Consider the following 25898-nt stretch of genomic DNA (forward strand, 5'->3'; position numbering starts at 1 on the left):
GCGGCGTCCCTCATGCACAGGCGAAAGGCGACCTGTGGACAGCTCTGTGGATCAGGCGGCGCTGACCAGCCGCAGACGTGGGCGCGAAGCCAGGGCGGCAGGCGTCTCGTCCAGCGCCAGGGCGTCCCAGTCGATGTCGGGGCGCGGGGCGTGGGAGGCGGCGATGATGGCGCGCAATTCGGCCGAGGAGGCCACGCTGGCGATGACGGAGGCCACCCCCGGCAGGGTCAGGGCGTAGGCCAGCGCCGCCTGCATCGGATCGACCCGCGCCTCGGCCAGACGGCGGCGCGTGCGCGACAGGGCCATGCCGTGCGCGGCCAGTTCGGGCGGCAGGCTGTCGCGGTTGGCGAACAGCAGGCCCTGGGCGAAGACCGAGGCCAGATGCACCTCGACCCCTTGGCTCGCCAGCTCGGCGATGACGCCGCATCGCGCCGCGCGCTGGTCCAGGATGTTGCAGGTCAACTGCACCACGTCCGGCTGGAAGCGCCGGGCCAGCAGGCCGGGGCCGTCCTCGACCGTGGCGATGAAGCCGACCTTGCGGAAGACGCCCCGCGCCTTCAGCGCCTGCAGCCGGTCCCACAGGGCGCGGCCCTCGGCGCCGGCCAGATCGGCGGCGTTCTGCACCAGGACCGCGTCGCCGCGCGGCAGGCCCATGCGCTCCAGCGAACGACGGGCGCGAGCCTCGACCCGGTCCAGGCCGTCGGCCAGAGGCACGGTGCGGACGGTGACGCGGAAAGGCGAGGGGAAGGGCCAGGCCTGGCCCAGCATCCGCTCGACGTCGCCTTCGGGCCGGGTGGCGACCAGGCCGATTCCGGCGTCGCCCGCGGTCTGTAGCAGGTGGCGCGTCGCCTCCTCCCGCTGGCCGGGCGGCAGCGGGCGGGACCGATCAGGCTCAACCACCAGGGCGATGGCGAGTTTGTCGGCCGGAGAGGGCGGAACGGCGAATCTCACACCGCCACTTTCGCTGTCAAAGCTTAAGGGAGATTGACCGAAATCAAGGTCGTTGGTGAATGAAGACGCTTAATCCGCGTCCGGCTGGTTTTCCGGCAGGGCGGCGATGAAGGCCGGATGCGCCTCGGCCCGCGCCTCGATCTCCAGCAGGCGGGGGAAGGCCGCCAGATCGACGTTAAACCGCCGCGCCGAATAGAGCTGCGGCATCAGGTAGCAGTCGGCCAGGGTCGGCGCGCCGCCGAAGCACCAGCCCTCGCCGTGACGCACGACCAGAGCCTCCAGCGCCGTGAAGCCGTCGATGATCCATTGACCGGCCCAGGCGTCCACCCCCGCCTGATCGGCGCCCAGACCGCGTACCGCCTTCAGCACTCGCAGATTGTTGAGCGGATGGATGTCGCAGCCGATCACCGCCGCCATGGCCCGCACCTGCGCCCGGCCCGCCGCATCGCGCGGCAGCAGGGGCGGCTCGGGATGGGTCTCCTCCAGCCATTCCAGAATGGCGGGGCTCTGGGTCAGCACCAGGCCGTCGCCCGTCTCCAGCGCCGGGACCAGGCCTTGCGGATTGAGCCTGAGGTAGGCGTCGGACTTCTGCGCGCCCGTGCGCAGGTCCAGCGCCGCCTGCCGATATTCGACCCCTTTGAGATTGAGGGCGATGCGGGTGCGGTAGCTGGTGCCCGAGCGCCAGTAGCCGTGCAGGATCATGATTGCACCGTGAAGTTGAGGGAGGGCAGGCCCGCGATGACCGCCTCGACCCGATCACCGGGATTCAGCGGACCGACGCCCTCGGGCGTGCCGGTGAAGATCAGGTCGCCGGGTTGCAGCGCCCAAAGTTCGGACGCCTTGGACAGGACGCCGTCCACATCCCAGATCATGTCGGACAGGCGGCTGGACTGACGGACCTCGCCGTTGACCTTCAGCTCAATGGTCGCGTCGGACGCGGGCGGCGTCAGGCTGAGCGCGCCGCAGGGCGCGGACTGATCGAAGGCCTTGCTCGCCTCCCACGGCCGCCCCTTGGCTTTCGCTTCCGCCTGAAGATCGCGCCGCGTCAGATCGACGCCGACGGCCCAGCCGACCGGCCGGGCGTCCGCGCCCAAGGCCACGACCAGTTCGACCTCATAATGCAGGTTCTGCGTCGCCGACGGATAGGCCGGATGGGCCCCGTCCACGACCAGGGCGTCGCCCGGCTTGGCGAAGAAGAAGGGGGCGGGCTTGTCGGGATCGGCCCCCATTTCGCGGGCGTGGGCGGCGTAGTTCTGGCCCACGCACAGGATGCGTCGCACGGGCAGGCGGCGCGCCTCGCCTTCGATCGGCAGGGACGGCGTCGGGGCGGGCGAGAACAGCCATTCAGTCATGACGCCCGTTCTAGAAGCGACGCGCGCGTCGCGCCAGATGGGGGTCTTGCGACCTTCAGCCATGCTGCATTGCAGGAACCTTGATCGTCGGTGTGGCGTTCCGGGCAGGGCTTCTCTATTTAATCGTCAAGCTTACACAAGGAGCGGAGCGCGCATCATGGCCACGTCCAAGGCTCGTGAAGACATCAAGAACGACCTCAAGACCCTGAAGGAGGACCTCAAGGCCGGCGCCCGCGAGGAAACCCAGCGTCTGAAGGAAAAGGCCTCCGAGGCCGAAGCCCGCCTGCGCGAGCAGGGTGAGGAGCTGCGCGAGAAGGCGCGCGGCTACTACGACGAGGCCAAGGTGCGCGGCCGCGAATATTACGACGAGGCCGCCGAGAAGTTCGACGAAGCCCAGCGCTATGTCGTCGAGCGCGTGCAGGAGCGTCCGATCCAGTCGACCGCCATCGCGCTCGGCGTCGGCGTCGTCCTGGGCCTGCTGCTGGCCGGGCGTCGGCGCTGATGATCGGGCGGGGGCTCATCAACCGCGCGGTGGCGACCTTCGTCGCCGCCGGCGCGGCCTTCGTGGCCATGGTCGCCCTGGGGGCTACGGTCTATTACCTGCTGCTGCTGGTCGTGCCGCCGCTGATCGGCGCCGCCCTGACCGCTTTGCTGTTCGCCCTGATCGCGGCCGTCGTCGCCCTGGTCTTCGTGCGACGAGCGCATGGTGATGACGAGGACGAGGAATACGACGAGCCCGAGGGCCTCGGCGTGCGGGCCTTCCGGCTGTTCCAGCAGCGTCCGATCCTGGGCGCTGCGGCGGCTCTGGCCGGCGGCTTCATCTTCCTGCGCAACCCGGCGCTGGCCACCATGGTAGCGGCCGCCTTCACCGAGAAAAGCAGAGTCCGAAACCGACGCTAAAGGAACAGCCAAGTCTCGGAGGCGTTGTTTCAGGCAAGCGGCGCTGTCGACGGGAGAGGTCGAAAGCTCGCTCCCGTCAACATTTCTCGGAGGGTTCCGCCTATGCTTCGTTGGGCTATTATTTTCTTCATCATCGCCTTGGTCGCAGCCGTGCTCGGCTTTGGCGGCATCTCGGGCATGTCGTTCGAGATCGCCAAATTCATCGCCATCATCGCCGTCATCCTGTTCGTCGTCTCCCTGCTGGTCGGCGGCCTGAGGGGACGCGGCGGGCCGCGCATCTAGCCGAACTGCCAGACATCGAAATCAGGGCCGCGACCACGCCGTCGCGGCCCTTTTTCATGACTGAAACCAGGAGCCGTCAGGCGCGGCGACGCGGCAGACGCCAGGTCTGGTGATCGGCGAAAGCCCGACCATCCCAGGCCACGGCCGAAACCGTCACCGCCTCGGCGTCCCATTCGATGCGGTTGAAGCTGGGCGGCGATCCGCGCTCGCGATGCGACAGCGTCCCGCAACCGACCGCGTAGGAGCAGTGGTCCCCCACCCCGATCGGCAGGGCGAAGGGCACATGAACGTGGCCGGTGACGATCAGGTCGACGCCCGCCTCGGCGAAGATGCGGGCGGCCCGCTCGCCGCGCTTGACCTCGCCGGTCATCGGCGCGCCGATCATCTCGACCAGGGGGTGATGGCAGGCCAGGACGCGCAAGGCCCCGGCCGGAGCCTGACGCAGAGCCTCGGCCGCGCGGCGCGTCTGATCCAGATCGATGACGCCCTTGGACCAGTTGGGCCGCGCCTGCCAGCCGCGCGCCGTCGTCACCCCGCGCACCATCAGATCCTCGCGACGGAACTGATGGTCATGCGCCGGATGGCCGGTCGCCTGCTCGAACGCCCGCCAGGGCCAGAACAGCCGGGCCATCACATCCCAATAAGGCACGTCATGATTGCCGACGGTGACGAAGACCGGCTCGGGCAGGGCGCGGATCCATTCGCCCGCCGCCGCGAATTCACGCGGATAGCCCCTCTGGGTGATGTCGCCGGTGATCAGGATCAGATCGGCCCCGGCCGCGTGGGCGTAGTCGGACGCCGCCGCCACCGCGTGTTCATGCTCGCATCCGAAATGAACGTCCGAGAACTGAAGAACCAGACCCACTAGACGCTGTCCCTGCCCGCCGGAGGCTTGGGCGCCAGAGCCATGAAGGCGCGTGGTACGAATTTCACCGCCGTCTCGCGGCCCAGCAGCATCGGCTCGCCGTCGATCACGGCGGGAATGCGCGAACGGGCCTCCACCTCGATCTTGCGCGCCCCGCGCGTCGTGACGGTCGGATCCTGGCGCCAGTCGTCGAACAGGGCGTGGGCGGCCAGACGGAAGGCCTGGGCCGCGTCGGCGGTGTTCATGGCCGCCGCCTCCAGCCCGTCGCACTTGACCATGGCCTTGGAGATCAGCGGGCTGATCAGCACCAGCGCCTCGGCCTTTTCCCGCGCGCCGCCGTCCAGCGCATAGCGCACACGGCCCGAGAAGGCCTTCTTCAGCGCCCGGCGGCCATAGGTCCAGGCCATCTTCAGCTTGCCCTCGCGGATGGCCTCGCGCGCCGGGGCCCACAGAGCGGGCGAGCCCAGGATGGCGGCGCAATAGAAGGCCTCGCCCTCGACCTCGCCGCCGGACACGCACTGGGGCGCGCCTTCCTCCAGCGCCAGCCGAAGCGCCGCCTTCCAGTCCGCCGTGCCGTACAGAGCCTTGGGCAGCATGTTCATGGTGCCGCCGGGCAAGGGGGCGATCAGCGGCCCGTCCGGTCCGGCGCGGGCGGCGACCGAGCGCGCCGTCCCGTCGCCCGCCAGGATGAACAGGGCGTCCGGCCGCGCCGCCAGGGCTTCGCCGATCTGATCCGGAATGCGCGCGCCCTCCAGCACCACCACCTCGGCCTGCAGCGGATAGACGGCCAGCAGGGCGGCGGCTTCGTCGGCCGCCTGCGGCCCGACGCCGCCCGACAAGGGATTGACCAGGATGATGACCCGCTCCAGCCGGACCTCCCCGGTCAGAGGGCGAGGCTCCTCGACCGTGTCGTGCGACGAAGGGGCGGCGGCCAGGGCGCTCAGGAAATTCGGGGCGTCGATCATGGGCGGCGAACGCCTGCGCGGGCGGCCAGTTCCGCACCTGCGACAGTGAGAGAAAAATAAAGTGAAGCTTGTGGCGTTTTGCCTCGGAACCGCCCTCTTCGGACTGCGTTATCGAAGCTTCAGGGGTGCCCCCTAAGGGATGAAGGACAGAACCATGAACAAGGCGATTCTCGCCATTGCCGGCGCCGGTCTTCTGGTGACCGCCTGCGCCAGCGACCCGTATTACGGCGGCGGCGCCGGCTCGAGCCAGGCCGTCCGTCAAGGCGCCGTCGGCGCGGGCCTGGGCGCCGTGGCCGGCGCCATCATCGGCAACAACGTCGGCGGCGGCAACGCAGCCACGGGCGCGGCCATCGGCGCGCTGGCCGGCGGCGCGGCCGGGGCCATCCGCGGCTCGAACCAGGACCGCAACAACCAGCAGCGTTACCGCGACAACCAGGGCCGCTACTACTACTGCTACGACAACCGCCAGACCGAGTGCTACTGGGAGAACGGCCAACGCCGTTATTGATCCAGGCTTCTAGCCTCTGGCGCCCGAAGCGTTTTCGGGACACTCTGAAAGGGCGATCCGCATGGCGCGGGTCGCCCTTTTTGCTGGAGGGCGCGCACGCCGCACGGCGCGCGCGAGGGGCCTGACATGAAGCTTGTTTCCGTCGTCGTTCTGCTGACCGCCGGCCTGGCCTTAGCCGGGTGCGCCGCCACGAGCGGCTATAAGGAGCGCAGCGATCTGGTCAGCGACCCGTCGGCCTGCGCCGACAAGCGGTTCGAGGTCTATTTCGTGCCCGACCGCGCGACCCTGACCGACGCCGCCCGCCAGGCCATCGGCATGACCGCGACCCAGCTTCAGGGCTGCCAGATCAAGCACGTCAAGGTGACGGGCCTGGCCGACGCCCGCAGCGGCAGCGCCGCCGCCAATCAGACCATTTCCGAGCAACGCGCCCGCGCCGTGGCCGAGGCCCTGGCCGGCGCCGGCCTGCCCGCCCCGGCCTTCGACATCGAGGCCGCCGGCGCCCAGGGCGCCGTGGTCGGCGGCGTCAACGATCCCCTGCGGCGCCGCACCGAGGTGCTGATCGAGGTCGTCGCTCCGCGCTGACGCCCCAGGCGGCTGAACTGCGACCCGCCGTCGCGGGCCGTGGATAGGCGCGGCTTGAGGGTCTAAGGTCGCGCCTTTCCCTGATCCTGTTCCTGGCGTCGCCCTTGCGCATCCTGCTTCTTCTGCTGACCTGGCTCGCCCTCGCCCTTCCGGCGGCGGCGTCCCCATCTGCGCCTGCATCCGAGGCCGCCTTGCGCGACGCCCTGGCCGCCGGGGCCGCGCCCGCCGCCAAGACCGCCGTCGCGCCGGGGCCCCAACGCACCGAGCGGATCGAGGCTGAACTGGTCGCCATGGGCGCCTGGGCCACGCCCGGCTCGACCGCCGTCGTCGCCATCCGCCAGAAGATCAAACCCGGCTGGCACACCTATTGGCGCAATCAGGGCGACTCCGGCGGCCCGACGACCCTGACCTGGGCCTTGCCCAGCGGCCTGGCGCCCGGCGACATCCTGTGGCCCCTGCCCGAGCGTCAGCGGCTGCAGAGCCTGATGAACTACGGCTATTCGGACACGGTCTTCCTGCCCGTGCCGATCGAGATTCCAGCGGACACGCCGCCGGGGCGCAGCCTGCCCCTGCGCGTCACCGCCCATTTCTACGTCTGCAGCGACGAGATGTGCGTGCCGGAAGACCTCGACCTGGCGCTGGACCTGCCGGTGCGCGCGGACGCCGCGCCGCTGGACGCCCGCTTCGGCCAGGCGGTTCAGGACGTGGTCGCCGGCGCCCCCCGCCCCGCCGGCATCGACGCCCGCGCCGCCCTGGTCGACGGCAAGCTGACCCTGACGGCGATCGGCGGTCCGCTGACCGGAGCCGCGCCGAAGTGGGCATATTTCTATCCGTTCGAGGGCGGGGTGATCGACCACGCGGCCGCCCAGTCGGGCGAGCGCGGCCCGCAAGGGCTGACGGTAACGATCACCGCCGGACGCGGCCTGACGACCAACGGGCTGAAAGGGCCGATCGACGGCGTCCTGTCCACCGATCTGGGCGCCTGGGAGATCACCGCCGAACCGGGCGCGGCCCTGACCGGCGTCACGGGCGACGGCGCGATCGGCGACGGCGAGGGCGCACAAACCGCGGCGGCCGCCACAGGCCTGTCCGACTTCGCCAAGGCGGCGTTGTTCGCCCTGCTGGGCGGTCTGATCCTCAATCTGATGCCCTGCGTCTTCCCCATCCTGGCGATGAAGGCCGCTTCGCTCAGCCGCGCCGCCCATGAACCGGCCGAGGCGCGCCGAGACGGCCTGGCCTTCCTGGCCGGGGTGCTGGCGACCTTTCTGCTGCTGGCGGGGGCGCTGCTGGCCCTTCGCGCGGGCGGCCAGGTTCTGGGCTGGGGCTTCCAGCTCCAATCGCCGGGCGTGGTGGCGGCCCTGGCCCTGCTGATGCTGGCGGTGGCGCTGAACCTGTCGGGCGTCTTCCACGTCGGCGCCGGGCTACAAGGGGCCGGACACGGTCCCCTGTCGCGCCTGCCCGGCGCGGCGGGCGCCTTCTTCACCGGGGTGCTGGCGGTGATCGTCGCGGCGCCCTGCACCGCCCCCTTCATGGCCTTTGCGCTCGGCGCCGCCCTGTTCATGCCCTGGCCGATGGCCCTGGCGGTCTTCCTGATGCTGGGGCTGGGCCTGGCCCTGCCCTATGTGCTGATCAGCCTCAATCCGCGCCTTCTGGCCCGTCTGCCGAAACCCGGCCCGTGGATGGAGACGCTGCGCAATCTGCTGGCCTTCCCCATGTACGGCGCCGCCCTGTGGCTGGCCTGGGTCTATGGCCGCCAGACCGCCGACGCCCTGGCCCTGCTGTTCGGAGCCGGGCTGATGCTGGCCCTGGCGCTATGGCTCTACGGTCGAGCGCAGCTCGCCGCACCCGGCAAGAGTCGGATCGCGGGGATCGCCGCCCTGCTGGCCCTGATCGCGGCGCTGGGCTTCGGCGTCCTGGCGGGGCGCGCCGCGCCCGCCGCCCCGGACAGCGCAGGCGCTTCGACGCATCTGCCGTCCCAGCCCTGGTCCGAACAGGCGGTGAAGGCCGCCCTGGCCGAAGGGCGCCCGGTCCTGGTCAACTTCACCGCCGACTGGTGCGTGACGTGCAAGGTGAACGAAAGCACGGCCCTGTCCTCGGCCCGTACGGCTGAGGCGCTGGAACAGGCGAACGGCGTCTATCTGGTCGGCGACTGGACGCGGCGCGACGACGCCATCACCGCCGAACTACAGCGCCACGGCCGCTCGGGCGTGCCCCTGTATCTGGTCTATGCGCCGAGCCGGCCCGAGCCGCGCATCCTGCCTCAACTCTTGACCGAAGGCGTCGTCATCGACGCCCTGAAAGACGCCGCCGCCCGCTGACCTACCACCCCGAGGAGACCGCCATGTTCCGCCTGCTGACCGCCGCCTCCGCCTCGCTCCTGCTGCTCGCCGCCTGCCAGCAGCAGCCCGCCGCATCGCCTGAACGGTCCGAAACCGCCGTCGTCGCGCCCGAAGCGACCGAGGCGCCCGCCCCTGGCGAAACGGCCCCGGCCTTCACCCTGGTCGACGCCGAGGGACAGCAGCGCTCCCTGGCCGATTTCCGCGGCAAGACGGTGGTGCTGGAATGGACCAACGAAGGCTGTCCCTTCGTGAAGAAACACTACACCGGCGCCATGCAGGCCCTGCAGCGCGAGGCGACCGCCGACGGCGTGGTCTGGCTGACCATCATCTCCTCGGCGCCGGGAACCCAGGGCTTCGTCGAGGGCGAGGAGGCGCAAGCCTGGAAGGCCAAGCACCAGGCCGCCTTCACCCACCTGCTGCTCGACCCGACCGGCGAGGTCGGCAAACGCTACGACGCCAAGACCACGCCCGATATGCGCGTCATCGATCCCGAGGGGCGGTTGATCTACGTCGGCGGCATCGACGACCGGCCGACCAATAAGGTCGAGGATCTGGACGGAGCCAACAACTTCGTCCGCGCCGCCCTGGCCGACGCCAAGGCCGGGCGCGCAGTGCAAACCGCCTATGCCGCGCCCTACGGCTGCGCCATCAAATACCCCGAGACCGTCGAGGGCTGAGGACGGCCTTTGCGGCCGTCCTCCCGTCGGGCTTCAATTCGCGCGAAGCGCGCTAGCCCCGGCAATCCAATCCCAAGCCGAGGTTAGGCCTCGGGTTGAGGCGGCGAGATGATGACCTCGACGTTGTCGTTCAGCAGATAGGACAGCTCGTCGAGGGCCAGCTTGCGCGCGGCGGCGTCAGAGGCGCTCTCCAGCGCCGCGACCTTGACCGGAATGTCTTCCGAGATGCCGCGCAGAATGCACTTCAGATCGTTGTCGGTGCCGCGCTCCTTGAGGATCAGATGACCCTGCATGTCGCGCTGGGCCAGGTCCGCCGCCTGTGTCTTGAACGCTCCATAGGCCGCGCCGGTGAAGAAGCCGGCCTTGTCCGCCTCGCCCGAGGCCGCCCAAGCATCGACGATCGTCTTCAGAGCGCCCGAACGGGCCACCAGGTCAGCGAACAGAGGCTCCTGGGCCACCGAGACCGGAGCGGCGGGCGCCACCGGCGGCAGGGCGGCGGCTTCGGCGACCGCGGGGTCGGCCAGCATCAGGGCGACGGCGAGAGCTATTCCGCAGGACATGGCGTGCCTTTCACAAGGGACCGGAACGACGGACTTCCACCAGGAAATCCTTGTTGACCCAGTCTTGGATTGAACTCTTCACGGCCTGGGCCGTAAACCAGAGCTTGCAAGCGCCGGGCCAAAAGGCCGGGACCGCCATAGGAGACGATGATGCCGCACGCCGCCTGGGCCGAACTCGAGGCCGCCGCCCGACGGGACGCGGATGCGCGAATCCAGGAGCAATTCACCGCCGACCCCGACCGGCTGACGCGGCTGACGCTGGACGTGGCCGGCCTGCACATCGACCTATCCAAGCAGAGCTGGACCCAGGCGGGCCTGAAAGCGGCGCTGGCGCTGGCCCGCGCCTGCGACGTCGAGGGTCGTCGCGCGGCCCTGTTCAATGGCGAGGCGGTCAATCTGACCGAAGGCCGCGCCGTGCTGCACCCGGCTCTGCGCGCGCCGGACGGCGCCGCCTTCCACGCCCTGGGCGAGCCGGTCTCGGCCGAGGTCGAGGCCGTGCGCGCCGAAATGAAGGCCTATGCCGAAGCGTTGCGGTCCGGGAATGAAACAGGTGCAAGCGGGCGCCCCTTCAAGACGGTGCTCCATATCGGCATCGGCGGTTCCGATCTGGGACCGCGCCTGATCTGGGACGCCCTGCGGCCCCTGGATCCGGCCATCGACCTGCGCTTCGTCGCCAACATTGACCCGCGCGACATGGCCGAGGCCCTGATCGGGCTGGATCCTGAAACCACCCTGGTGATCGTCGTCTCCAAGAGCTTCACCACTCAGGAAACCCTGCTGAACGCCCAGGCCGCCAAGGCCTGGCTGGCCGCCGCCCTGCCCGCCGAGGGAATGGCGAAACACTTCATCGGCGTCACCGCCGCGCCGGACAAGGCGGCGGCGTTCGGCTGCGGCCGCACCTTCGCGTTCCGAGACTGGGTCGGCGGGCGCTATTCCCTGTGGTCGGCGGTCAGTCTGTCCTGCGTCATCGGCCTGGGCTGGGACGCGTTCCAGGGCTTCCTTGACGGCGCCGCCGCCCTGGACCGTCACTTCCTCGAGGCCCCGCTGGAGAGGAACGCGCCGGTGATGCTGGCCCTGGCCGAGATCTACAACGTCGACGGCCTGCACCGCCCGGCGCGGACGGTCGCTCCCTACGCTCACGCCCTGCGCCGTCTGCCCGCCTTCCTGCAGCAACTGGAGATGGAGTCAAACGGCAAGCGTGTCCGCTGCGACGGCTCGCCCGTCGGTCGCCAGACCTGCCCCATCGTCTTCGGCGAAGCCGGCACCAACGGCCAGCACGCTTTCTTCCAGCAGATCCATCAGGGGCCGCAAGTCGTCCCGTCTGAATTCATCATCGTCGCCTCCACCAACCAGAGAACCCTGGAAAGCCCTCTCTGGGCCAACGCCTTGGCGCAGGCCCAGGCCTTGATGCAAGGCAAGACCGAGGCTCAGGCCCGCACTGAACTGATCGCGTCGGGCGCATCGGAAGACGAGGCCGACCGTCTGGCGCCGCACAAGACCTTCCCCGGCAATCGGCCCTCGACCGCCATCCTGATGGAACGGCTGACGCCCCAGACCCTCGGCGCCCTGATCGCCCTCTATGAACACAAGACCTTCGTTGAAGGCGTGCTGTGGGACATCAACAGCTTTGACCAATGGGGCGTGGAACTGGGCAAGGTTCTGGCCAAGGCCCTGCTGAAGGACGCCGCCACGGGCACGCCTTCGGCGGATCTCGACCCCTCCACGGCGGACCTGCTGCGGCGGCTGACGGCGTGACCGTCGTCGCCCCCACCTGGCAGCGGCTGGAGGGGCTGGCCCTGCTCGTCCTCGCCGCCTTGGCCTATGGCCGCTTCGGTCAGGGCTGGGCGCTGTTCGCCGTTCTCTTCCTGGCCCCCGACCTGTCCTTCGCCGGCTACCTGGCGGGTCCGCGCGTGGGAGCCTGGGCCTATAACCTGGCGCACAGCCTGATCGGGCCGCTGCTGCTGGCGGGCGCGGGCCTGCTGACCGCCGCGCCCTTGGCGACCGCGCTCAGCCTGATCTGGCTGGCGCACGTCGGCTTCGACCGCGCCCTCGGCTACGGCCTGAAGTCGCCGGAGGCCTTCGGCCTCACCCACCTGGGTTTGGTCGGCCCGGCCAAGCGCGCCGCTCGCCCGTCATGATCGGCGGAATCGAAAACAGCGGCGCCATGGACATGACCGTCGAACTGCTGACCGCGACCGTCATGGTGCTGACGACCGTGGGTCTGCACGCCGTCGGCCTGTTGACCCTGGGCCGGGTGCTGGCCGCCGGAGACGCCAAGGCGGGGCGCGGCCAGGCTGTGCGTCTCAACCCTTTGTCGCCGCGCGGCGCCGCCTATACCGTCACCGTGGTTTTGGGGCTGTTCATCCTGCACGGGGTCGAGATCTGGCTCTACGCCGCGCTCTTCTATCTGCTGGGCGCCGTGCCCGACCTGCGCGAAGCGGTCTATTTCTCGTCGATCAGCTACAGTTCCATCGGCTATGGCGACGCCTCCATCGATCCGGACTGGAAGCTGCTGGGCGCGATCGAGGGCATCAACGGCGCCATCCTGCTGGGCTGGACCGTGGCCTTCTTCGTCGCCGTCATGGGGCGGTTGCTGCCGACGAGCGAGCGAGGCAGCGGCTTCGAATAAGGCCCGTCCATGAAAAAAGGCCCGGCCATGCAGCCGAGCCTTTCCTCATCTCACGCGCCGCCTACCAGCGACGGTCGTAGCGATAGTTGCGATCCCGATCGCGGTCGCGGCGGTTCTGATGGCTGCGCCATTCGCCGTGGTTCCGCCAATAGCGGCCGTCGCGATAGTAGCGACCGTCGTTCCGCTCATAGCGGCCGTTGTAATAGCCGTCGCGGCTGTTGATGCCGTGCTCGCGCTCCCAGTGGCCCTGGTTCCGATAGCAGCGGCCGCCGCGGTAATAGCCGCAGTCGTCGTTGTTCGAGGACGAGGCCGCGCCTAGGGCCGCGCCCGCCAGGGCGCCGCCCGCGACATAGCGTCCGTCGCCTTGACCGATCAGGGCGCCGGCGACGCCGCCGACCACGGCGCCCAGGACGGCGTCACGGCCGGTGTTGTCGCGATCGCGGTCGCGATAGTGCTGGGCCGCAGCCGGCGTCGAAGCCAGCATCGTCAGGGCGATAGCGCCGACGCCGATCTTGGACAGGGTCTTCATGGCGGGCTCCTTTCGAAAGCCGGTTGATCCGTTGTCCCCCTTTTAGCGCCGCCTGTCTGAACGACCCCGGCGGGGTGCGTTCATTTTCGCTTCATCTTGAGACCGGATTTCGGGCGTCGTCGCCCTTGACGCCTCCCGCCCCCCTGCCTAACTCCCCGGTCGTTAGCACTCGGGGAGGGCGACTGCCAAAGTCGCGGGCTCCGGGGGCTGGAACCAACATCCTAACGGGAGTTACTCAGATGGCGTTTCGTCCGCTCGGCGACCGCGTGCTGGTCAAGCGCGTTGAAGAAGAATCCAAGACCAAGGGCGGGATCATCATCCCCGACACGGCCAAGGAAAAGCCCCAGGAAGGCGAAGTCGTCGCCGTGGGCCCCGGCGTCCGTGACGAAGACGGCAAGTTCGTCGCCCTGGAGCTGAAGGCCGGCGACCGCGTCCTGTTCGGCAAGTGGTCGGGCAGCGAAGTGAAGATCGACGGCGAAGACCTGATCATCATGAAGGAATCCGACGTCCTGGGCGTGCTGTCGTAAGACGCGCCCCGGTTTCCGGTTTCTGATTTAAAATCTTATAGATAGGAGCAGCCCGCATGGCCGCTAAAATCGTAAAGTTCAACACCGACGCTCGCGACAAGATGCTGAAGGGCGTTAACGTCCTGGCTGACGCCGTCAAGGTGACCTTGGGCCCGAAGGGCCGCAACGTCGTGATCCAGAAGTCCTTCGGCGCCCCGCGCTCGACCAAGGACGGCGTTTCGGTCGCCAAAGAGATCGAGCTGGAAGACGCCTTCGAGAACATGGGCGCCCAGATGATCCGCGAAGTCGCCTCCAAGGCGAACGACAACGCGGGCGACGGCACCACCACCGCCACCGTCCTGGCTCAGGCCATCGTGCAAGAGGGCCTGAAGGCCGTCGCCGCCGGCATGAACCCGATGGACCTGAAGCGCGGCATCGACCAGGCCGTCGCCGTGGCCCTGGACGAAGTGAAGACCATCTCCAAGCCGGTCTCCAACAACTCGGAAATCGCCCAGGTCGGCACCATCTCGGCCAACGGCGACGCTGAAATCGGCGAGCTGATCGCCCTGGCCATGGCCAAGGTCGGCAACGAAGGCGTCATCACCGTCGAAGAAGCCAAGACGGCCGAAACCACCGTCGACATCGTCGAAGGCATGCAGTTCGACCGCGGCTACCTGTCGCCCTACTTCATCACCAACCCGGACAAGATGGAGGTCGCCCTCGAAGAGCCGCTCATCCTGCTCCACGAGAAGAAGCTGACCTCGCTGCAGCCCATGCTGCCGGTGCTGGAAGCCGTGGTTCAGTCGGGCCGTCCCCTGCTGATCATCGCCGAGGACATCGAAGGCGAAGCCCTGGCCACCCTGGTCGTCAACAAGCTGCGCGGCGGCCTGCGCGTCGCCGCCGTCAAGGCTCCGGGCTTCGGTGACCGCCGCAAGGCCATGCTGGAAGACATCGCCATCCTGACGGGCGGCCAGGTCATCTCTGAAGACCTGGGCATCAAGCTGGAAACCGTCACCCTGGACATGCTGGGCAAGGCCAAGAAGGTCTCCATCACCAAGGACGACACCACCATCGTCGAAGGTTCGGGCGAGAAGGACGGCATCGAGGCCCGCGTCGGCCAGATCAAGCGTCAGATCGAGGACACCACCTCGGATTACGACAAGGAAAAGCTGCAGGAACGTCTGGCCAAGCTGGCCGGCGGCGTCGCCGTCCTGCGCGTCGGCGGCTCGACCGAAGTCGAAGTGAAGGAAAAGAAGGACCGCGTCGACGACGCCCTGAACGCGACCCGCGCCGCTGCCGATGAAGGCATCGTCCCGGGCGGCGGCGTGGCCCTGCTGCAAGCCTCCAAGAAGCTGATCGATCTGAAGGGCGTCAACGCCGATCAGAACGCCGGCATCAACATCGTGCGCCGCGCCCTGCAGGCTCCGATCCGTCAGATCTCCGAGAACTCGGGCGTCGAAGGTTCGATCGTGGTCGGCAAGGTCATGGACTCGACCGAGGCCTCGTTCGGCTTCAACGCCCAGACCGAAGAGTACGGCGACCTCGTCCAAATGGGCGTGATCGATCCGGCCAAGGTCGTCCGTTCGGCTCTGAAGTCGGCCGCCTCGGTCGCCGGCATCATGATCACCACGGAAGCCGCCATCGCTGACGCGCCGAAGAAGGCCTCGGCCGGCGGCGCCCCCGACATGGGCGGCATGGGCGGTATGGGCGGCATGGACTTCTAAGTCCAAGTCACCTCACGCTGAGACTGCGGAAGGGGCGGGATCTAAAGATCCCGCCCTTTTCTTTTCCTTCTCCCCTTGCGGGAGAAGAATTAACGCCCCGCCTCCCCGACCTCGCGCCCCGCCAGCCGCGCCCCCTCGACCACCGCCGGGTCGGTCCGCGCCGTGTCCAGCACCCAGTCGCGGAAGCGGGCGATCTTGGGGGTCAGGCGACGGCCGGGCGGGTAGCAGAGCCAATATCCCTCGGCCAGGGCGACCGTCTCCTTGAACGGCCGGACCAGAAGTCCCCGTTCGATCTCGCGGCCGTAGAGGATGGGCGACCCCAGGGCCACGCCCTGATCGCCCAGCGCCGCCGCCACCTCCATCGCCTGATTGTCGGCGGTCAGGCGCGGCGGCGCGGCGGCGTCGGCGGGGGCCACCCCGGCGGCGGCGAACCAGGCCGCCCATTCCTGCGGCTCTCCGACCAGATGGGCGCGCTTCAAGTCCGCAGGCGTCTTCAGATCCAGCCGGTCGCGCATCGCGGGCGTGCAGACGGGCGTGAAGACGGCGGGCATCAGGAAACGGCTCTCCAGTCCCGGCCAGCGGCCCGAACCGAACCGCAGCGCCACGTCCAGCCCATCCGCCCCCAGGCCGGACAGGACCGGACTGGTGTCCACCCGCACCGCCAGATCCGGGTTGGCCAGCTGGAAAGACCCCAGCCGCGTCGCCAGCCACTGGGTCGCCAGGGTCTGGAGCGTGGTGACGGCCAGCACCCCTTGATCGGTCTCGATCACCTCGGCCACGGCGCGGCGCAGCAGGGTCATCGCCTCGGTCGCCGCCGTGGCCAGCCGCTCGCCTTCGGGCGTCAGGGCCACCTGCCGCGTGCCGCGCGTGAACAGGGGCCGCTCCAGCCGCTGCTCCAGGTCGCGGATGCGCCAGCTGACCGCCGCCTGGCTCATGCCCAGAACCTCGGCCGCGCGGGTGAAGCTGAGCAGACGCGCCGCCGCCTCGAACACGCGAAGCGCGTCGACCGGGATGCGGGAAAGAGGATCAGACATAAGTCAACCTTATGGATGAACGCCGTCGTCTCGTTTGTGATAGTCGCCACCATGCGCCATTCTGATGATCTCAGAAAGGAGGACGAACAATGGAAGACATTCACCGCACTCATAAGGAACCCGCGTGGGGCTGGATCGGCGCCTTGCTTGACGCCCACCGCCTTTCACGCCGCGAAACCGGCGATGTCCGTCTCAGGGCCCGACCCTGCCCGACGCCCCCGCGTCCGGCGGCCTGCTGACGGCCGCCGCTGCGCCGGGCGCGGCCTCTAGCGCGCGACAAGCGCGACAAGGCGTCGCGCCCGGCGTCCTTCCGCCAGCGGAGCGGTTGCCCCCGCGCGGCGCCCCCGCCCATAAAGGCGCCTTCATCGTCACAGAGGGGGCCCTGATCGATGCGCCGCACCACCCGTATTTCGTCCTTCGCCGCAGCCGCGCTGATCGCCGCCGCCGGCCTGACCGTCGCCGTTCCGGCCGAAGCTCAATCGCGCCGCGCCGCGCCCGCCATCGAGCGTTCGGACTGGCCCGCGCGCGCCGCCCCGGCCCAGACGCGCGCCGTGACCTTCGCCGCATCGGCGGCCCCGTCGGGCGCCCTGGTTCTGCCGCTGTCGTCGGAGGCCGAGCTGGCCGCGCGCGGCGCCGCCCTGGACGCCGGGACGCGCCAGGCGATCGCCTCGGCCCTGACCGCCGCGCGCTTCGACTACAAGGCGCGCCAGACGTTGAATCTGCACGGCGTTGGCGGCTGGGACCGCATCCTGGTCGTCGGTCTGGGCGCAGCGCCCAAGGCCGCAGACATTCAGACCGCCGGGATCGTCGCCGGCCGCGCCCTGAACAGCCAGCCCGGCGCCCTGACCGCCCTGACCTCGGGCCTGTCGGCTGATCTGGCCTCGGAACTGGCGACCGGCCTGGGCATCGGCCACTATCGCTCGGATATCTATGTCACCACCGGCCGCGACCGCCCGACGCCCGGCGCCCTGACCGTCATCGCCGATGACGCATCGGGCGCCCAGGCGCATCACCGTCGCGGCGCCGCCCTGATCGAGGCCATGGCTTGGACCCGCGACGTGTCCAACGAACCGGCCAACGTCATCTATCCGGAAAGCTTCGTCGAGCGCGCCCGCGCCGCCTTCGCCGGCGTGCCGGGGGTCGAGATCACCGAACTGGACGTGCCCGCCATGCAGCGCCTGGGCATGGGCGCCCTGCTGGGCGTCGGCCAGGGCTCCAGCCGCCCGCCGCGCCTTCTGGCCGTGCGCTATCGCGGCCAGGGCGCGTCCAACGACGGCCCGATCGCCCTGCTGGGCAAGGGCATCACCTTCGATTCCGGCGGCATCTCCATCAAGCCGGGCGCCAATATGGGCAATATGAAGATGGACATGTCCGGCGCCGCCAGCGTTGTCGGCGCGGTCCTGGCCCTGGCCAAGGGCGGGGCGCCGGTGGACGTGGTCGCCGTCGCCGCCCTGGCCGAAAACATGCCCGACGGGAACGCCATCCGCCCGGCCGACGTGCTGACCGCCATGAACGGCAAGACCATCGAGATCATCTCGACCGACGCCGAGGGACGCCTTGTATTGGCCGACGCCGTGGTCTGGGCCGACACCACGCTGAACCCCGCCGCCATCGTCGACGTGGCCACCCTGACCGGCTCGGTCGGCGGCGCCCTGGGCAATGACTATGCGGGCCTGTTCAGCCGCCACGACGCCCTGGCCGATCAGTTGAAAACCGCGGGCGACGCCACGGGCGAGACGCTATGGCGCCTGCCGCTGCACCCCTCCTATGTGCGGGCCACCTCCTCGACCATCGCCGACATCAAGAACTCGGGCGACGGCGGGGCGGGCGCGGGCACGGGCGCCCACTTCATCGGCTATTTCGCCCGGCCCGAGACGCCCTGGGCGCATCTGGACATCGCCAACATGGCCTTCGGCGGCGCCAGCGACGTCAAGCCGGCCGGTTCTGCGGGCTACAGCGTGCGCCTGCTGGAGCGTTTCGTGCGCGACTTCCAGCCGGTGGCCAAGGAGAAGGGAACGGGCGGCTACTGAACCGCCGCATCCTCAATCGACGGCGACGATCTCGACCGACTGGCCCGCCACGGTCGCATCGTCGCCGACCCGCTTGCCCATCAGGGCGCGGGCCAGGGGCGAGACATGGCTGACGCTGCCCTTGGCCGGGTCGGCCTCGTCCTCGCCGACGATGCGCCAGGTCTGGCTGCGGCCGTCCTCGCGCTCGATGGCGACCGATCCGCCGAAGCGCACCCGCCCGTCCGACGCCGTCTCCAACAACTGGGCCGAGGCTCGGCGCGCCGACCAGTAGCGCAGGTCGCGCGTGGCGCGGGCCATGGCGGTGCGGTCCGCCTCGATCGACCCCTGAGTCTGAGCGCGGGTATAGGCCGCCCGCGCCGCCGCCAGCTCGGCCTCAATCAGGGCCAGCCCCTCGGCCGTGACATGGTTGGGATGGGGCGAGATCGGGCGGTCCACCAGGTCGGCGGCCGTGGCTTCCAGATCTTCTTCTCGGGTGAAGGCGACGCTCATGATGATAGAGCCTATGCCCCGCGCAATCGTTCCGGTCTAGGAAGGTCGAATGACGCGCTCCCCGCACACAATCGCCGTGATCGGCGCCGGTCCCGCCGGACTGATGGCCGCTGAACGTCTGGCTCAGGCGGGCCTGCGCGTCGTCATGCATGAGCGGATGCCCTCGGTCGCGCGCAAGCTGCTGATGGCCGGGCGCGGCGGGCTGAACCTGACCCATTCGGAGCCGCCCGAGCCGTTCCTGAACCGCTATGACGCCGCCGCGCAGGCGCGCATCAAGGGCTGGCTGGACGCCTTTTCGCCCGCCGATCTGATCGCATGGGTCGAGGGGCTGGGCCAACCGACCTTCGTCGGTTCGTCCGGCCGGGTGTTCCCGAAGGCGATGAAAGCCTCGCCCCTGCTGCGCGCCTGGCTGGCGCGGCTGGAGGCGTTGGGCGTGGAGATCCGCACCCGCTCGTGCTGGATCGGCTGGCAAGACGAAGCCCTGACCTTCGACACGCCCGACGGCGAGCGAACAGAACGCCCCGACGCCGTGATCCTGGCTCTGGGCGGCGCCAGCTGGGCCAAGCTCGGCTCCGACGCCGCCTGGGTTCCCGCGCTGGAAGAAGCGGGCGCCGCCGTCGTCCCCTTTCGCCCCGCCAATGTCGGCTTCGACGTCGCCTGGTCGCCCATGTTCCGCGAGCGTTTCGCCGGAACGCCGCTGAAGGGGATCGCCCTGACGCATGAGGGCCGCACGGTGCGCGGCGAGGCCATGATCGCCGCCTATGGGATCGAAGGCGGCGGCGTCTATGCCCTGTCCGCCGGGCTACGCGCGGCGATCGAGCGCGATGGAACGACCTCGCTGATGCTCGACCTGCGGCCCGATCTGAGCGTCGAGGCGCTGACGCAACGCCTGTCGAAACCACGCGGCAAGGACAGCCTGTCGAACTGGCTGCGCAAGGCAGCGCGGCTGGACGCCGCCGCTGTCGCCCTGTTGCGCGAAGGCGGTCCGCTGCCCGCAGACCCGGCCGAATTGGTTGCCCGGATCAAGGGCGTCGCCCTGACTCTGACCGGGGTGCAGGGCCTGAGCCGCGCCATCTCCTCGGCCGGTGGCGTGGCGCTGGACGCCGTGGACGAGCGGCTGATGCTGAAGGCGCGGCCCGGCGTCTTTGCGGCGGGCGAAATGCTGGACTGGGAGGCGCCGACCGGCGGCTATCTGCTCCAGGCCTCCTTCGCCTCAGGCGTCGTCGCGGCGGACGGCGTGCGCGCCTGGCTGGACGGGCGCTGAGGCCTTTCAGGGTCGACAGCGACGCCCTCAGGGGGCAGCGTGACGCAAACCTTTCAGATGTCGAGCCTGCCCATGTCGCTGTCCCGTTCCATCGCCGTCGGCCTGATCGCTGTCCTGATGTGTTCGACCTCCGCGCTCGCCCAGACCGGCCGCGTCGATCCGGCCCGACTGAACGAGGCGACGCGCGTTCTGGCGTCAGACGCATTCGAGGGCCGCGCCCCGGTCACGCCCGGCGAGGACCGCACCATCGAATGGCTGACGCAGCAGTTCCAGGCGCTCGGTCTCGAACCCGGCGGCCCCAACGGATCATGGGTGCAGGTCGCCCAGGTCAGCCGCACCAGTCAGGACGGCCCCGCCGCCATCAGCGTCACCGCCAACGGCCGCACGACCGAACTGCAGCGGGCCACGGACGTCATCGTCTCGTCCGACCGGCCGGTGGAGCGCATCAGCCTGACCGACGCGCCTCTGGTCTTCGTCGGCTATGGCGTCGACGCGCCCGAGCGCGGTTGGGACGACTACAAGGGCGTCGATCTGACCGGCAAGATCATGCTGGTGCTGGTCAATGATCCCGACTTCGGCGCGCCCGAAGGCCATCCCGTCGCGGGCAAGTTCGACGGCCAGGCCATGACCTTCTATGGCCGCTGGACCTATAAGTTCCAGGTCGCGGCACGGCACGGCGCGGCGGGCGTTCTGGTCATCCACGACACGCCGGGCGCGGGCTATCCGTGGTCGACGCTGGAGAATTCCTCGACCGCGCCCAAGTTCGACATCGTCCGCGCCGACCCGGACAAGGAACGCGTGGCGGCGCAGGGCTGGATTCAGGGCGCGATCGCCGAACAGCTGTTCCGGGACGCAGGCCTCGACTTCGCCGCCCTGAAGGATCAGGCGCGCACGCCGGACTTCCGCCCCGTGGCGCTGGACGGCGTGACCCTGTCCATCGACTTCGGCCAGAAAGCCGACCGGGTCGAGACGCGCAACGTCATCGGCCGCCTGCCCGGAACCAAATACCCCGACGAGACGGTGATGTTCGGCGCCCACTGGGACGCCTATGGCCGCGCCACGCCCAAGAACGGCGACGACATCTATAACGGCGCCGTCGACAATGCGACGGGCGTGGCCGGGATCATGGAAATCGCCCGCCTGTTCGCCGAGGGGCCGCGCCCCGAACGCTCGACCGTCTTCGTCAGCTGGGCGGCCGAGGAAACCGGCCTGCTGGGCGCCGAATACTATGCCGCCAACCCGGTCTGGCCGCTGGAGACGACGGTCGCCAACATCAATATGGACAGCCTGTTGCCGGGGACCGAGATCGACCCGAACATCGTCGTCATCGGCGCGGGCAAGAACGATCTGGACGACCGGCTGGCGGTGCTGGCCGCGCGCGAGGGTCGCCGCCTGATCCCCGATCCCGCGCCGCACGCGGGGGCCTTCTACCGCTCGGACCACTTCCCCCTGGCGCGCAAGGGCGTACCCGCCCTGTTCGCCGCCGCCGGCTTCACCGGGCATAATGAAGCGAGCCGCGACTACGTCGCCAATCGCTATCATCAGCCCTCGGACGAATGGACGCCGCAGTGGAAAATGGACGCCGCCGCCGCCGATGTGCAGCTGCTCTATGAAGTCGGCCGCGATCTGGCCAACTCGCGCGATTGGCCCGCTTGGAAGCCGGGCGACGAGTTCGAAGGCGCGCGCAACGCCTCGGCCTCAGCGCGCCAGTAACCGGCCCCAAGTGACGTGAAGCCGCCAAGGCGCTAGACCGCATCCATGACCAGCCTCCCCGACCTCCATGGCGTTTGCCCGCCGCGTTTCAATGCGGTGAAGGACGCCTTCGCCGCCAACTTCACCGACGCCCCCGAAGGGCTGAACGAACTGGCCGCGCGCTTCAGCGTGACCATCGACGGCGAGGTGGCTGTCGATCTGTGGGCCGGGTCGGCCGATCTGGCGGGAAAGGCGCCCTTCGCCGAGGACACGCTGGTCCCGGTCTTCTCGACCGGCAAGGCGGTGATGGCCCTGATGATCGCGCGCTGCGTGGACAAGGGGCTGCTGTCCTATGAGGACCGGGTCGCCGACCACTGGCCCGCCTTCGGCGCGGCGGGCAAGGACCAGCTGACCGTCGGCCAGCTGATGAGCCACCAGTCCGGCCTGCCGGGCTTTTCCGACGGCGTGGAGCCGGCCATCTGGTTCGACCGTCAGGCGGTGCTGGACAAGCTGGCGGCCCAGACGCCGCTTTGGGCGCCGGGGACGGCGTCCGGCTATCACCCCATCACCATCGGCTATCTGGCGGGCGAGCTGTTCCGCATAGTCGACGGGCGGACCATGGGAGCGGCCCTGCGCGAAGACTTCGCCCAGCCGTTTGATCTGGACCTGTGGATCGGCCTGCCGGAAAGCGAACACGGCCGCGTCGCCCAACTGCGCAAGCCCGCCGCCGCACCGGACCTCGGCCCCATCGACGCGATCAAGAAGGCCGCCTTCCTGGACCGCGGCTCGGCCCCCGGCGGGCGCGGCTCGACCGAGTGGCGCATGGCGGAGATTCCGTCCGCCAACCTGCACGGCACGGCCAAGGATCTGGCGCGGATGATGTCCATCATAGCCACGGGCGGCGCGCTGGATCATCTGCCTGTGCTGTCGGAGGAAACCCTGGCCCAGGCGACGCGCGAACGCATCCACGGACCGGACAGGGTGCTGCCCTTCGACATGAGCTGGGCTGCGGGCTTCACCCGCAACCAGGGCCTGAACATCTTCGGCCCCAATCCCGAGGCGGTCGGCCACTGCGGCTGGGGCGGGTCGATGGCGTTCGCCGATCAGGCGGCAGGCGTCTCGGCCGCCTATGTCATGACGCGCCAGTCGCCCCACCTGCTTGGCGACCCGCGCGCCCTTCGGTTGGTCGAAGCGCTCTACACGGCCTTGTAGGGGGCGTCTTAGGCCTCTGGTCCCCAGGCCAGCTGGTCGTGGACGATCAGCCAGCCGTCGACCGTGCGGCGCAGGATGCGGGTGAACAGGCCGCGATGGGTCTTACCGTCGCGCGTCATCACCGCACGGCCAGAGACCACCGCCGTATTGACGTCGAACTGTATGGTCTCGAACCACTCATAGGACAGCGCGCCCAGGCCGCCGGGCGCCGCCGCGCGGGCGTCCAGGGCGACGCGCACGCTGTCGGGCCCCTTCAGCGGGGTGTCGCCCAGGAAGACCAGCAAGGGCTCGTCGTGGACATAGGTGGCCATGACCGCATCCACCTGCCCCGAGGTCCAGGCGGCGGCGGCGGCGTCCAGGGCGTCGCTGACCGCGTCGAAGGTCTCGGCCGTGGTCGGCGGGGCGGCCACGGCGACGGGCGCGCCCGGCGCGGCGGTCGGCGCGGCCTCGCGGCTGCCCCCGACGCGAGCGGTGCGGATCACTTCATCGCCGCCGGTCTGAGGCGCGCCATGGGCGCAGGCCGTGGTCCCTCCGGCGAGCAGAACGGTTGCGGCGACGGCGGCGAGGAAGCGAGAACAGATCATCATCGCCTTCTTCTTTAGGACGGGACGGCGCCCGACCTCAACGCACAGGCGGCGGATTCTCGCCGAGGGCGTCCATGCGGTCCTCGGCCGGGTCGTCCAGCAGGCCCGGTTCGGGCGCCACTATGGTCTCGGCGGTGTCCGACGCGCGGCGCACCTTGAGCACGGCGCCCAGGGCGAAGACGGCGGCCCCGACCCAGATAAAGGCGAAGGAGGCGATGCGCAGGCTTCCCAGAGCCTCGCCCTGCAAGGCGCCGATGACGAAGACGATGGTCGGCGCCAGGAACTGCAGAAAGCCCATGCTGGACAAGGGCATCCGGCGCGCCGCCCAGGCGAACAGGGCCAGAGGGATGACCGTCGCCGGTCCCGCGAACAGCAGCCAGGCGGTGGCGGCGGGGGAGGCGGTGAAATGGCCCTGACCCGTCGCCTCGATGAAGACGACCCAGGCCAGGCCGGGCAGGGCCAACAGCAGGCATTCCATGAACAGGCCGGTCTGGGCGTCGACCGAGACCCGTTTGCGGATGATGCCGTAGCCGGCGAAGCTGAAAGCCAGCAGCAGCGACACCCAGGGCGCATGGCCCAAGGCGACCGCCTGAAGCACCACGCCGATCGCCGCCAGGACAATGGCGATGACGCCGAAACGATCGATCCGCTCACGGAACAACCAGGCCCCGGCGGCCATGTTCAGCAGCGGATTGAGATAATAACCGAGCGAAGCGTCCAGCGTCCGGCCGTTGTTCACCGCCATGACGTAGGTGGTCCAGTTGGCGGCGATCAGCACCGCCGACAGGGCCAGCCAGCCCAGCACCCTGGGCTGTCGGAAGACGGCGACCACCTGGGCCCACTGGCGCGACAGCATGACCAGGATCAGGGCCCAGACCAGGCCCCAGAGGGCGCGGTGGCCCATGATCTCCCAGGCGTCCGCGCCCTGATGCGCCATCTGCTGGAACACCAGGGGAATGAAGCCCCACAGCAGGTAGCAGAGCACCCCCGCCGCCAGGGCGGCGCGGGCTTCGGACGCAGGAGCAGCAGGGGAGGCGCTCACACTGGAACCTTTCGATCCCCGCCGCATCGCCGACGCGACGGGGGACAACACGACTGACGCCCCTCAAGCAGCCTCGCACCGCGTGCGAGGCGTTAAGGGCCTCTTCTTAGACAGTCAAAGTGCGGTAGCCGCTCTTGGGCGAGATAACGCCGGTCTCGTCCAGCAGCTGGGCGATCTGCACGGCGTTCAGGGCCGCGCCCTTGCGCAGATTGTCCGACACCACCCAGAACGACAGGCCGTTCTCGACCGTCGGATCCTTGCGGATACGCGACACATAGACGGCGTGCTCGCCCGCGGCGTCGACCGGGGTGATGTAGCCGTCGTGCTCCTGCTTATCGACGACCAGGATTCCCGGCGCCTCGCGCAGGATTGCGCGCGCCTCGTCCGGCTCGATCGGGCGGTCGAACTCGACCGTCACGGCCTCCGAATGGCCGACGAAGACCGGCACGCGGACGCAGGTGACGGTCAGCTTGATCGACGAGTCGAGCATCTTGTGCGTCTCGTCCCACATCTTGGCTTCCTCGTCGGTGTAGCCGTCGTCGCGGAACGAACCGATGTAGGGAATGACGTTGAAGGCGATCTGCTTGGGGAACTTCTTCGGCGTGGCGTCGCCGAGGCCGTAGATGGCCTTGGTCTGGTTCCACAGCTCGTCCATGCCTTCCTTCCCGGCGCCCGAGACGGACTGATAGGTCGAGACGACGACGCGCTTGATCTTGGCCGCGTCATGCAGCGGCTTCAGCGCCACCACCAGCTGGGCGGTCGAGCAGTTGGGGTTGGCGACGATGTTCTTCTTGGTCGCCAGCTTGGCGTCGTCCGGATTCACCTCCGGCACGATCAGCGGCACGTCCGGATCCTGACGGAAGGCCGAGGAGTTATCGATGACGATGGGGCCGGCCTTGCCGATCTTCTCGGACCATTCGCGCGACACCCCACCGCCGGCGCTCATCAGCACCAGGTCGACGCTCGAGAAGTCGAACTGCTCGATGTCCTCGCACTTGATCGTGCTGTCGCCGAAGGAGACCTCGACGCCTTTGGATTTTCGGGAGGCGATCGCGTGCATTTTCTCGACGGGGAAGTTCTCTTCCTCGAGGATGGCCAGGATTTCCCGACCGACATTGCCGGTGGCGCCTACGACGGCGACGCGATAGCCCATGATGAAATCATCCTTTGTTCGGGGGCGTT

The 25898-nt window shown here is 69.3% G+C and carries 28 protein-coding genes; 16 read left to right on the forward strand and 12 right to left on the reverse strand.

Going from position 1 to position 25898, the window contains the following annotated elements:
• Window positions 1-51: 51 nt before the first annotated feature.
• The 3 genes from EGK63_RS01000 to EGK63_RS01010 all read right to left on the reverse strand — a co-directional run bounded on the left by EGK63_RS01000 (window position 52) and on the right by EGK63_RS01010 (window position 2303).
• Window positions 52-951 (reverse strand): aldo/keto reductase, encoded by a 900-nt coding sequence (locus EGK63_RS01000; RefSeq protein WP_125899508.1) that lies wholly within the window; start codon window positions 949-951, stop codon window positions 52-54.
• 69 nt (window positions 952-1020) lie between these two features.
• A complete protein-coding gene (gene maiA, locus EGK63_RS01005) occupies window positions 1021-1653 on the reverse strand; it encodes a maleylacetoacetate isomerase (RefSeq protein ID WP_125899509.1) in 633 nt (210 codons plus the stop codon).
• Complete coding sequence (locus EGK63_RS01010) at window positions 1650-2303, reverse strand: fumarylacetoacetate hydrolase family protein (RefSeq protein WP_125899510.1); 654 nt, start codon at window positions 2301-2303, stop codon at window positions 1650-1652. The genes maiA and EGK63_RS01010 overlap by 4 nt, the downstream gene beginning before the upstream one ends.
• Before the next feature lie 157 nt (window positions 2304-2460).
• On the opposite strand from EGK63_RS01010, the gene EGK63_RS01015 reads away from it, so the two are divergent.
• The 3 genes from EGK63_RS01015 (at window position 2461) to EGK63_RS01025 (ending at window position 3485) form a co-directional block, all read left to right on the forward strand.
• On the forward strand, window positions 2461-2805 hold the full coding sequence (locus EGK63_RS01015) for a DUF883 family protein (protein ID WP_125899511.1): 345 nt from the start codon (window positions 2461-2463) through the stop codon (window positions 2803-2805).
• Window positions 2805-3203: a hypothetical protein gene (locus EGK63_RS01020; protein WP_125899512.1), complete on the forward strand. Its 399-nt coding sequence runs from the start codon at window positions 2805-2807 to the stop codon at window positions 3201-3203. The genes EGK63_RS01015 and EGK63_RS01020 overlap by 1 nt, the downstream gene beginning before the upstream one ends.
• Before the next feature lie 102 nt (window positions 3204-3305).
• On the forward strand, window positions 3306-3485 hold the full coding sequence (locus EGK63_RS01025) for a DUF1328 domain-containing protein (protein WP_003166483.1): 180 nt from the start codon (window positions 3306-3308) through the stop codon (window positions 3483-3485).
• A gap of 76 nt (window positions 3486-3561) precedes the next feature.
• Here the strand turns inward: EGK63_RS01025 and EGK63_RS01030 are convergent, their stop codons facing one another.
• A complete protein-coding gene (locus tag EGK63_RS01030; protein ID WP_125899513.1) occupies window positions 3562-4350 on the reverse strand; it encodes a metallophosphoesterase in 789 nt (262 codons plus the stop codon).
• Window positions 4350-5315 (reverse strand): diacylglycerol kinase family protein, encoded by a 966-nt coding sequence (locus EGK63_RS01035; RefSeq protein ID WP_125899514.1) that lies wholly within the window; start codon window positions 5313-5315, stop codon window positions 4350-4352. Before EGK63_RS01035 ends, EGK63_RS01030 begins: the two co-directional genes overlap by 1 nt.
• 154 nt (window positions 5316-5469) lie before the next feature.
• On the opposite strand from EGK63_RS01035, the gene EGK63_RS01040 reads away from it, so the two are divergent.
• From EGK63_RS01040 to EGK63_RS01055, 4 genes are all read left to right on the forward strand, one after another.
• The gene (locus EGK63_RS01040; RefSeq protein WP_125899515.1) at window positions 5470-5823 is read left to right on the forward strand and encodes a YMGG-like glycine zipper-containing protein; all 354 of its coding nucleotides are present in this window, start codon (window positions 5470-5472) and stop codon (window positions 5821-5823) included.
• 126 nt (window positions 5824-5949) lie between these two features.
• The gene (locus EGK63_RS01045; protein WP_125899516.1) at window positions 5950-6405 is read left to right on the forward strand and encodes an OmpA family protein; all 456 of its coding nucleotides are present in this window, start codon (window positions 5950-5952) and stop codon (window positions 6403-6405) included.
• A gap of 104 nt (window positions 6406-6509) precedes the next feature.
• A complete protein-coding gene (locus EGK63_RS01050; RefSeq protein WP_125899517.1) occupies window positions 6510-8723 on the forward strand; it encodes a protein-disulfide reductase DsbD in 2214 nt (737 codons plus the stop codon).
• 23 nt (window positions 8724-8746) lie between these two features.
• Window positions 8747-9421 carry a thioredoxin family protein gene (locus tag EGK63_RS01055; RefSeq protein WP_125899518.1) on the forward strand — a complete coding sequence of 225 codons (675 nt, stop codon included), beginning with the start codon at window positions 8747-8749 and terminating at the stop codon, window positions 9419-9421.
• Window positions 9422-9504: 83 nt separating this feature from the next.
• On the opposite strand, the gene EGK63_RS01060 is transcribed toward EGK63_RS01055, so the two are convergent.
• Window positions 9505-9981: a hypothetical protein gene (locus EGK63_RS01060; RefSeq protein WP_125899519.1), complete on the reverse strand. Its 477-nt coding sequence runs from the start codon at window positions 9979-9981 to the stop codon at window positions 9505-9507.
• 150 nt (window positions 9982-10131) lie between these two features.
• On the opposite strand from EGK63_RS01060, the gene pgi reads away from it, so the two are divergent.
• The 3 genes from pgi to EGK63_RS01075 are packed head-to-tail and all read left to right on the forward strand — an operon-like array spanning window position 10132 to window position 12610.
• Window positions 10132-11736, forward strand: coding sequence for a glucose-6-phosphate isomerase (gene pgi / locus EGK63_RS01065; protein ID WP_125899635.1), 1605 nt, complete (start codon window positions 10132-10134; stop codon window positions 11734-11736).
• Window positions 11733-12119, forward strand: a complete 387-nt coding sequence (locus tag EGK63_RS01070) for a DUF4260 domain-containing protein (protein ID WP_165906492.1) — start codon at window positions 11733-11735, stop codon at window positions 12117-12119. The genes pgi and EGK63_RS01070 overlap by 4 nt, the downstream gene beginning before the upstream one ends.
• Entirely contained in the window at window positions 12116-12610 is a 495-nt protein-coding gene (locus EGK63_RS01075) for an ion channel (RefSeq protein ID WP_243637517.1), read from the forward strand. Before EGK63_RS01070 ends, EGK63_RS01075 begins: the two co-directional genes overlap by 4 nt.
• A gap of 61 nt (window positions 12611-12671) precedes the next feature.
• On the opposite strand, the gene EGK63_RS01080 is transcribed toward EGK63_RS01075, so the two are convergent.
• Window positions 12672-13139, reverse strand: a complete 468-nt coding sequence (locus tag EGK63_RS01080) for a hypothetical protein (protein WP_125899521.1) — start codon at window positions 13137-13139, stop codon at window positions 12672-12674.
• 239 nt (window positions 13140-13378) lie between these two features.
• Here EGK63_RS01080 and groES point away from each other — a divergent pair, with 239 nt between their 5' ends.
• Entirely contained in the window at window positions 13379-13666 is a 288-nt protein-coding gene (gene groES, locus EGK63_RS01085) for a co-chaperone GroES (RefSeq protein WP_003166488.1), read from the forward strand.
• 56 nt (window positions 13667-13722) lie between these two features.
• Window positions 13723-15369 (forward strand): chaperonin GroEL, encoded by a 1647-nt coding sequence (gene groL, locus EGK63_RS01090; RefSeq protein ID WP_125899522.1) that lies wholly within the window; start codon window positions 13723-13725, stop codon window positions 15367-15369.
• An 89-nt stretch (window positions 15370-15458) separates the two neighbouring features.
• On the opposite strand, the gene EGK63_RS01095 is transcribed toward groL, so the two are convergent.
• Window positions 15459-16403, reverse strand: coding sequence for a LysR substrate-binding domain-containing protein (locus EGK63_RS01095; RefSeq protein ID WP_125899523.1), 945 nt, complete (start codon window positions 16401-16403; stop codon window positions 15459-15461).
• A 389-nt stretch (window positions 16404-16792) separates the two neighbouring features.
• On the opposite strand from EGK63_RS01095, the gene EGK63_RS01100 reads away from it, so the two are divergent.
• Window positions 16793-18433 (forward strand): leucyl aminopeptidase, encoded by a 1641-nt coding sequence (locus tag EGK63_RS01100; protein ID WP_125899524.1) that lies wholly within the window; start codon window positions 16793-16795, stop codon window positions 18431-18433.
• 12 nt (window positions 18434-18445) lie between these two features.
• On the opposite strand, the gene greA is transcribed toward EGK63_RS01100, so the two are convergent.
• A complete protein-coding gene (gene greA, locus EGK63_RS01105) occupies window positions 18446-18922 on the reverse strand; it encodes a transcription elongation factor GreA (protein WP_125899525.1) in 477 nt (158 codons plus the stop codon).
• A gap of 49 nt (window positions 18923-18971) precedes the next feature.
• Here greA and EGK63_RS01110 point away from each other — a divergent pair, with 49 nt between their 5' ends.
• From EGK63_RS01110 to EGK63_RS01120, 3 genes are all read left to right on the forward strand, one after another.
• On the forward strand, window positions 18972-20186 hold the full coding sequence (locus EGK63_RS01110) for a TIGR03862 family flavoprotein (RefSeq protein ID WP_125899526.1): 1215 nt from the start codon (window positions 18972-18974) through the stop codon (window positions 20184-20186).
• A gap of 72 nt (window positions 20187-20258) precedes the next feature.
• Window positions 20259-21899, forward strand: coding sequence for a M28 family metallopeptidase (locus tag EGK63_RS01115; protein ID WP_125899527.1), 1641 nt, complete (start codon window positions 20259-20261; stop codon window positions 21897-21899).
• A gap of 45 nt (window positions 21900-21944) precedes the next feature.
• Window positions 21945-23090, forward strand: a complete 1146-nt coding sequence (locus EGK63_RS01120; protein WP_125899528.1) for a serine hydrolase domain-containing protein — start codon at window positions 21945-21947, stop codon at window positions 23088-23090.
• A gap of 8 nt (window positions 23091-23098) precedes the next feature.
• Here EGK63_RS01120 and EGK63_RS01125 read toward each other — a convergent pair whose 3' ends face one another.
• From EGK63_RS01125 to EGK63_RS01135, 3 genes are all read right to left on the reverse strand, one after another.
• Window positions 23099-23677, reverse strand: coding sequence for a DUF4440 domain-containing protein (locus EGK63_RS01125; RefSeq protein WP_125899529.1), 579 nt, complete (start codon window positions 23675-23677; stop codon window positions 23099-23101).
• A 34-nt stretch (window positions 23678-23711) separates the two neighbouring features.
• Window positions 23712-24716 carry an EamA family transporter RarD gene (gene rarD / locus EGK63_RS01130; protein WP_125899530.1) on the reverse strand — a complete coding sequence of 335 codons (1005 nt, stop codon included), beginning with the start codon at window positions 24714-24716 and terminating at the stop codon, window positions 23712-23714.
• Between the two features lie 106 nt (window positions 24717-24822).
• A complete protein-coding gene (locus EGK63_RS01135; protein ID WP_125899531.1) occupies window positions 24823-25869 on the reverse strand; it encodes an aspartate-semialdehyde dehydrogenase in 1047 nt (348 codons plus the stop codon).
• Between the last annotated feature and the right edge of the window lie 29 nt (window positions 25870-25898).

The sequence above is a fragment of the Brevundimonas sp. 357 genome, from assembly GCF_003938605.1.
Classification (GTDB): domain Bacteria; phylum Pseudomonadota; class Alphaproteobacteria; order Caulobacterales; family Caulobacteraceae; genus Brevundimonas.

Coding starts and splice junctions, on each gene's coding strand:
- maiA (WP_125899509.1), bottom strand. CDS start 1,653: ATGATCCTGCACGGCTACTGGCGCTCGGGCACCAGCTACCGCACCCGC.
- EGK63_RS01010 (WP_125899510.1), bottom strand. CDS start 2,303: ATGACTGAATGGCTGTTCTCGCCCGCCCCGACGCCGTCCCTGCCGATC.
- EGK63_RS01015 (WP_125899511.1), top strand. CDS start 2,461: ATGGCCACGTCCAAGGCTCGTGAAGACATCAAGAACGACCTCAAGACC.
- EGK63_RS01020 (WP_125899512.1), top strand. CDS start 2,805: ATGATCGGGCGGGGGCTCATCAACCGCGCGGTGGCGACCTTCGTCGCC.
- EGK63_RS01025 (WP_003166483.1), top strand. CDS start 3,306: ATGCTTCGTTGGGCTATTATTTTCTTCATCATCGCCTTGGTCGCAGCC.
- EGK63_RS01035 (WP_125899514.1), bottom strand. CDS start 5,315: ATGATCGACGCCCCGAATTTCCTGAGCGCCCTGGCCGCCGCCCCTTCG.
- EGK63_RS01040 (WP_125899515.1), top strand. CDS start 5,470: ATGAACAAGGCGATTCTCGCCATTGCCGGCGCCGGTCTTCTGGTGACC.
- EGK63_RS01045 (WP_125899516.1), top strand. CDS start 5,950: ATGAAGCTTGTTTCCGTCGTCGTTCTGCTGACCGCCGGCCTGGCCTTA.
- EGK63_RS01055 (WP_125899518.1), top strand. CDS start 8,747: ATGTTCCGCCTGCTGACCGCCGCCTCCGCCTCGCTCCTGCTGCTCGCC.
- EGK63_RS01060 (WP_125899519.1), bottom strand. CDS start 9,981: ATGTCCTGCGGAATAGCTCTCGCCGTCGCCCTGATGCTGGCCGACCCC.
- pgi (WP_125899635.1), top strand. CDS start 10,132: ATGCCGCACGCCGCCTGGGCCGAACTCGAGGCCGCCGCCCGACGGGAC.
- EGK63_RS01075 (WP_243637517.1), top strand. CDS start 12,116: ATGATCGGCGGAATCGAAAACAGCGGCGCCATGGACATGACCGTCGAA.
- EGK63_RS01080 (WP_125899521.1), bottom strand. CDS start 13,139: ATGAAGACCCTGTCCAAGATCGGCGTCGGCGCTATCGCCCTGACGATG.
- groES (WP_003166488.1), top strand. CDS start 13,379: ATGGCGTTTCGTCCGCTCGGCGACCGCGTGCTGGTCAAGCGCGTTGAA.
- groL (WP_125899522.1), top strand. CDS start 13,723: ATGGCCGCTAAAATCGTAAAGTTCAACACCGACGCTCGCGACAAGATG.
- EGK63_RS01095 (WP_125899523.1), bottom strand. CDS start 16,403: ATGTCTGATCCTCTTTCCCGCATCCCGGTCGACGCGCTTCGCGTGTTC.
- EGK63_RS01100 (WP_125899524.1), top strand. CDS start 16,793: ATGCGCCGCACCACCCGTATTTCGTCCTTCGCCGCAGCCGCGCTGATC.
- greA (WP_125899525.1), bottom strand. CDS start 18,922: ATGAGCGTCGCCTTCACCCGAGAAGAAGATCTGGAAGCCACGGCCGCC.
- EGK63_RS01110 (WP_125899526.1), top strand. CDS start 18,972: ATGACGCGCTCCCCGCACACAATCGCCGTGATCGGCGCCGGTCCCGCC.
- EGK63_RS01115 (WP_125899527.1), top strand. CDS start 20,259: ATGTCGCTGTCCCGTTCCATCGCCGTCGGCCTGATCGCTGTCCTGATG.
- EGK63_RS01120 (WP_125899528.1), top strand. CDS start 21,945: ATGACCAGCCTCCCCGACCTCCATGGCGTTTGCCCGCCGCGTTTCAAT.
- EGK63_RS01125 (WP_125899529.1), bottom strand. CDS start 23,677: ATGATGATCTGTTCTCGCTTCCTCGCCGCCGTCGCCGCAACCGTTCTG.
- EGK63_RS01135 (WP_125899531.1), bottom strand. CDS start 25,869: ATGGGCTATCGCGTCGCCGTCGTAGGCGCCACCGGCAATGTCGGTCGG.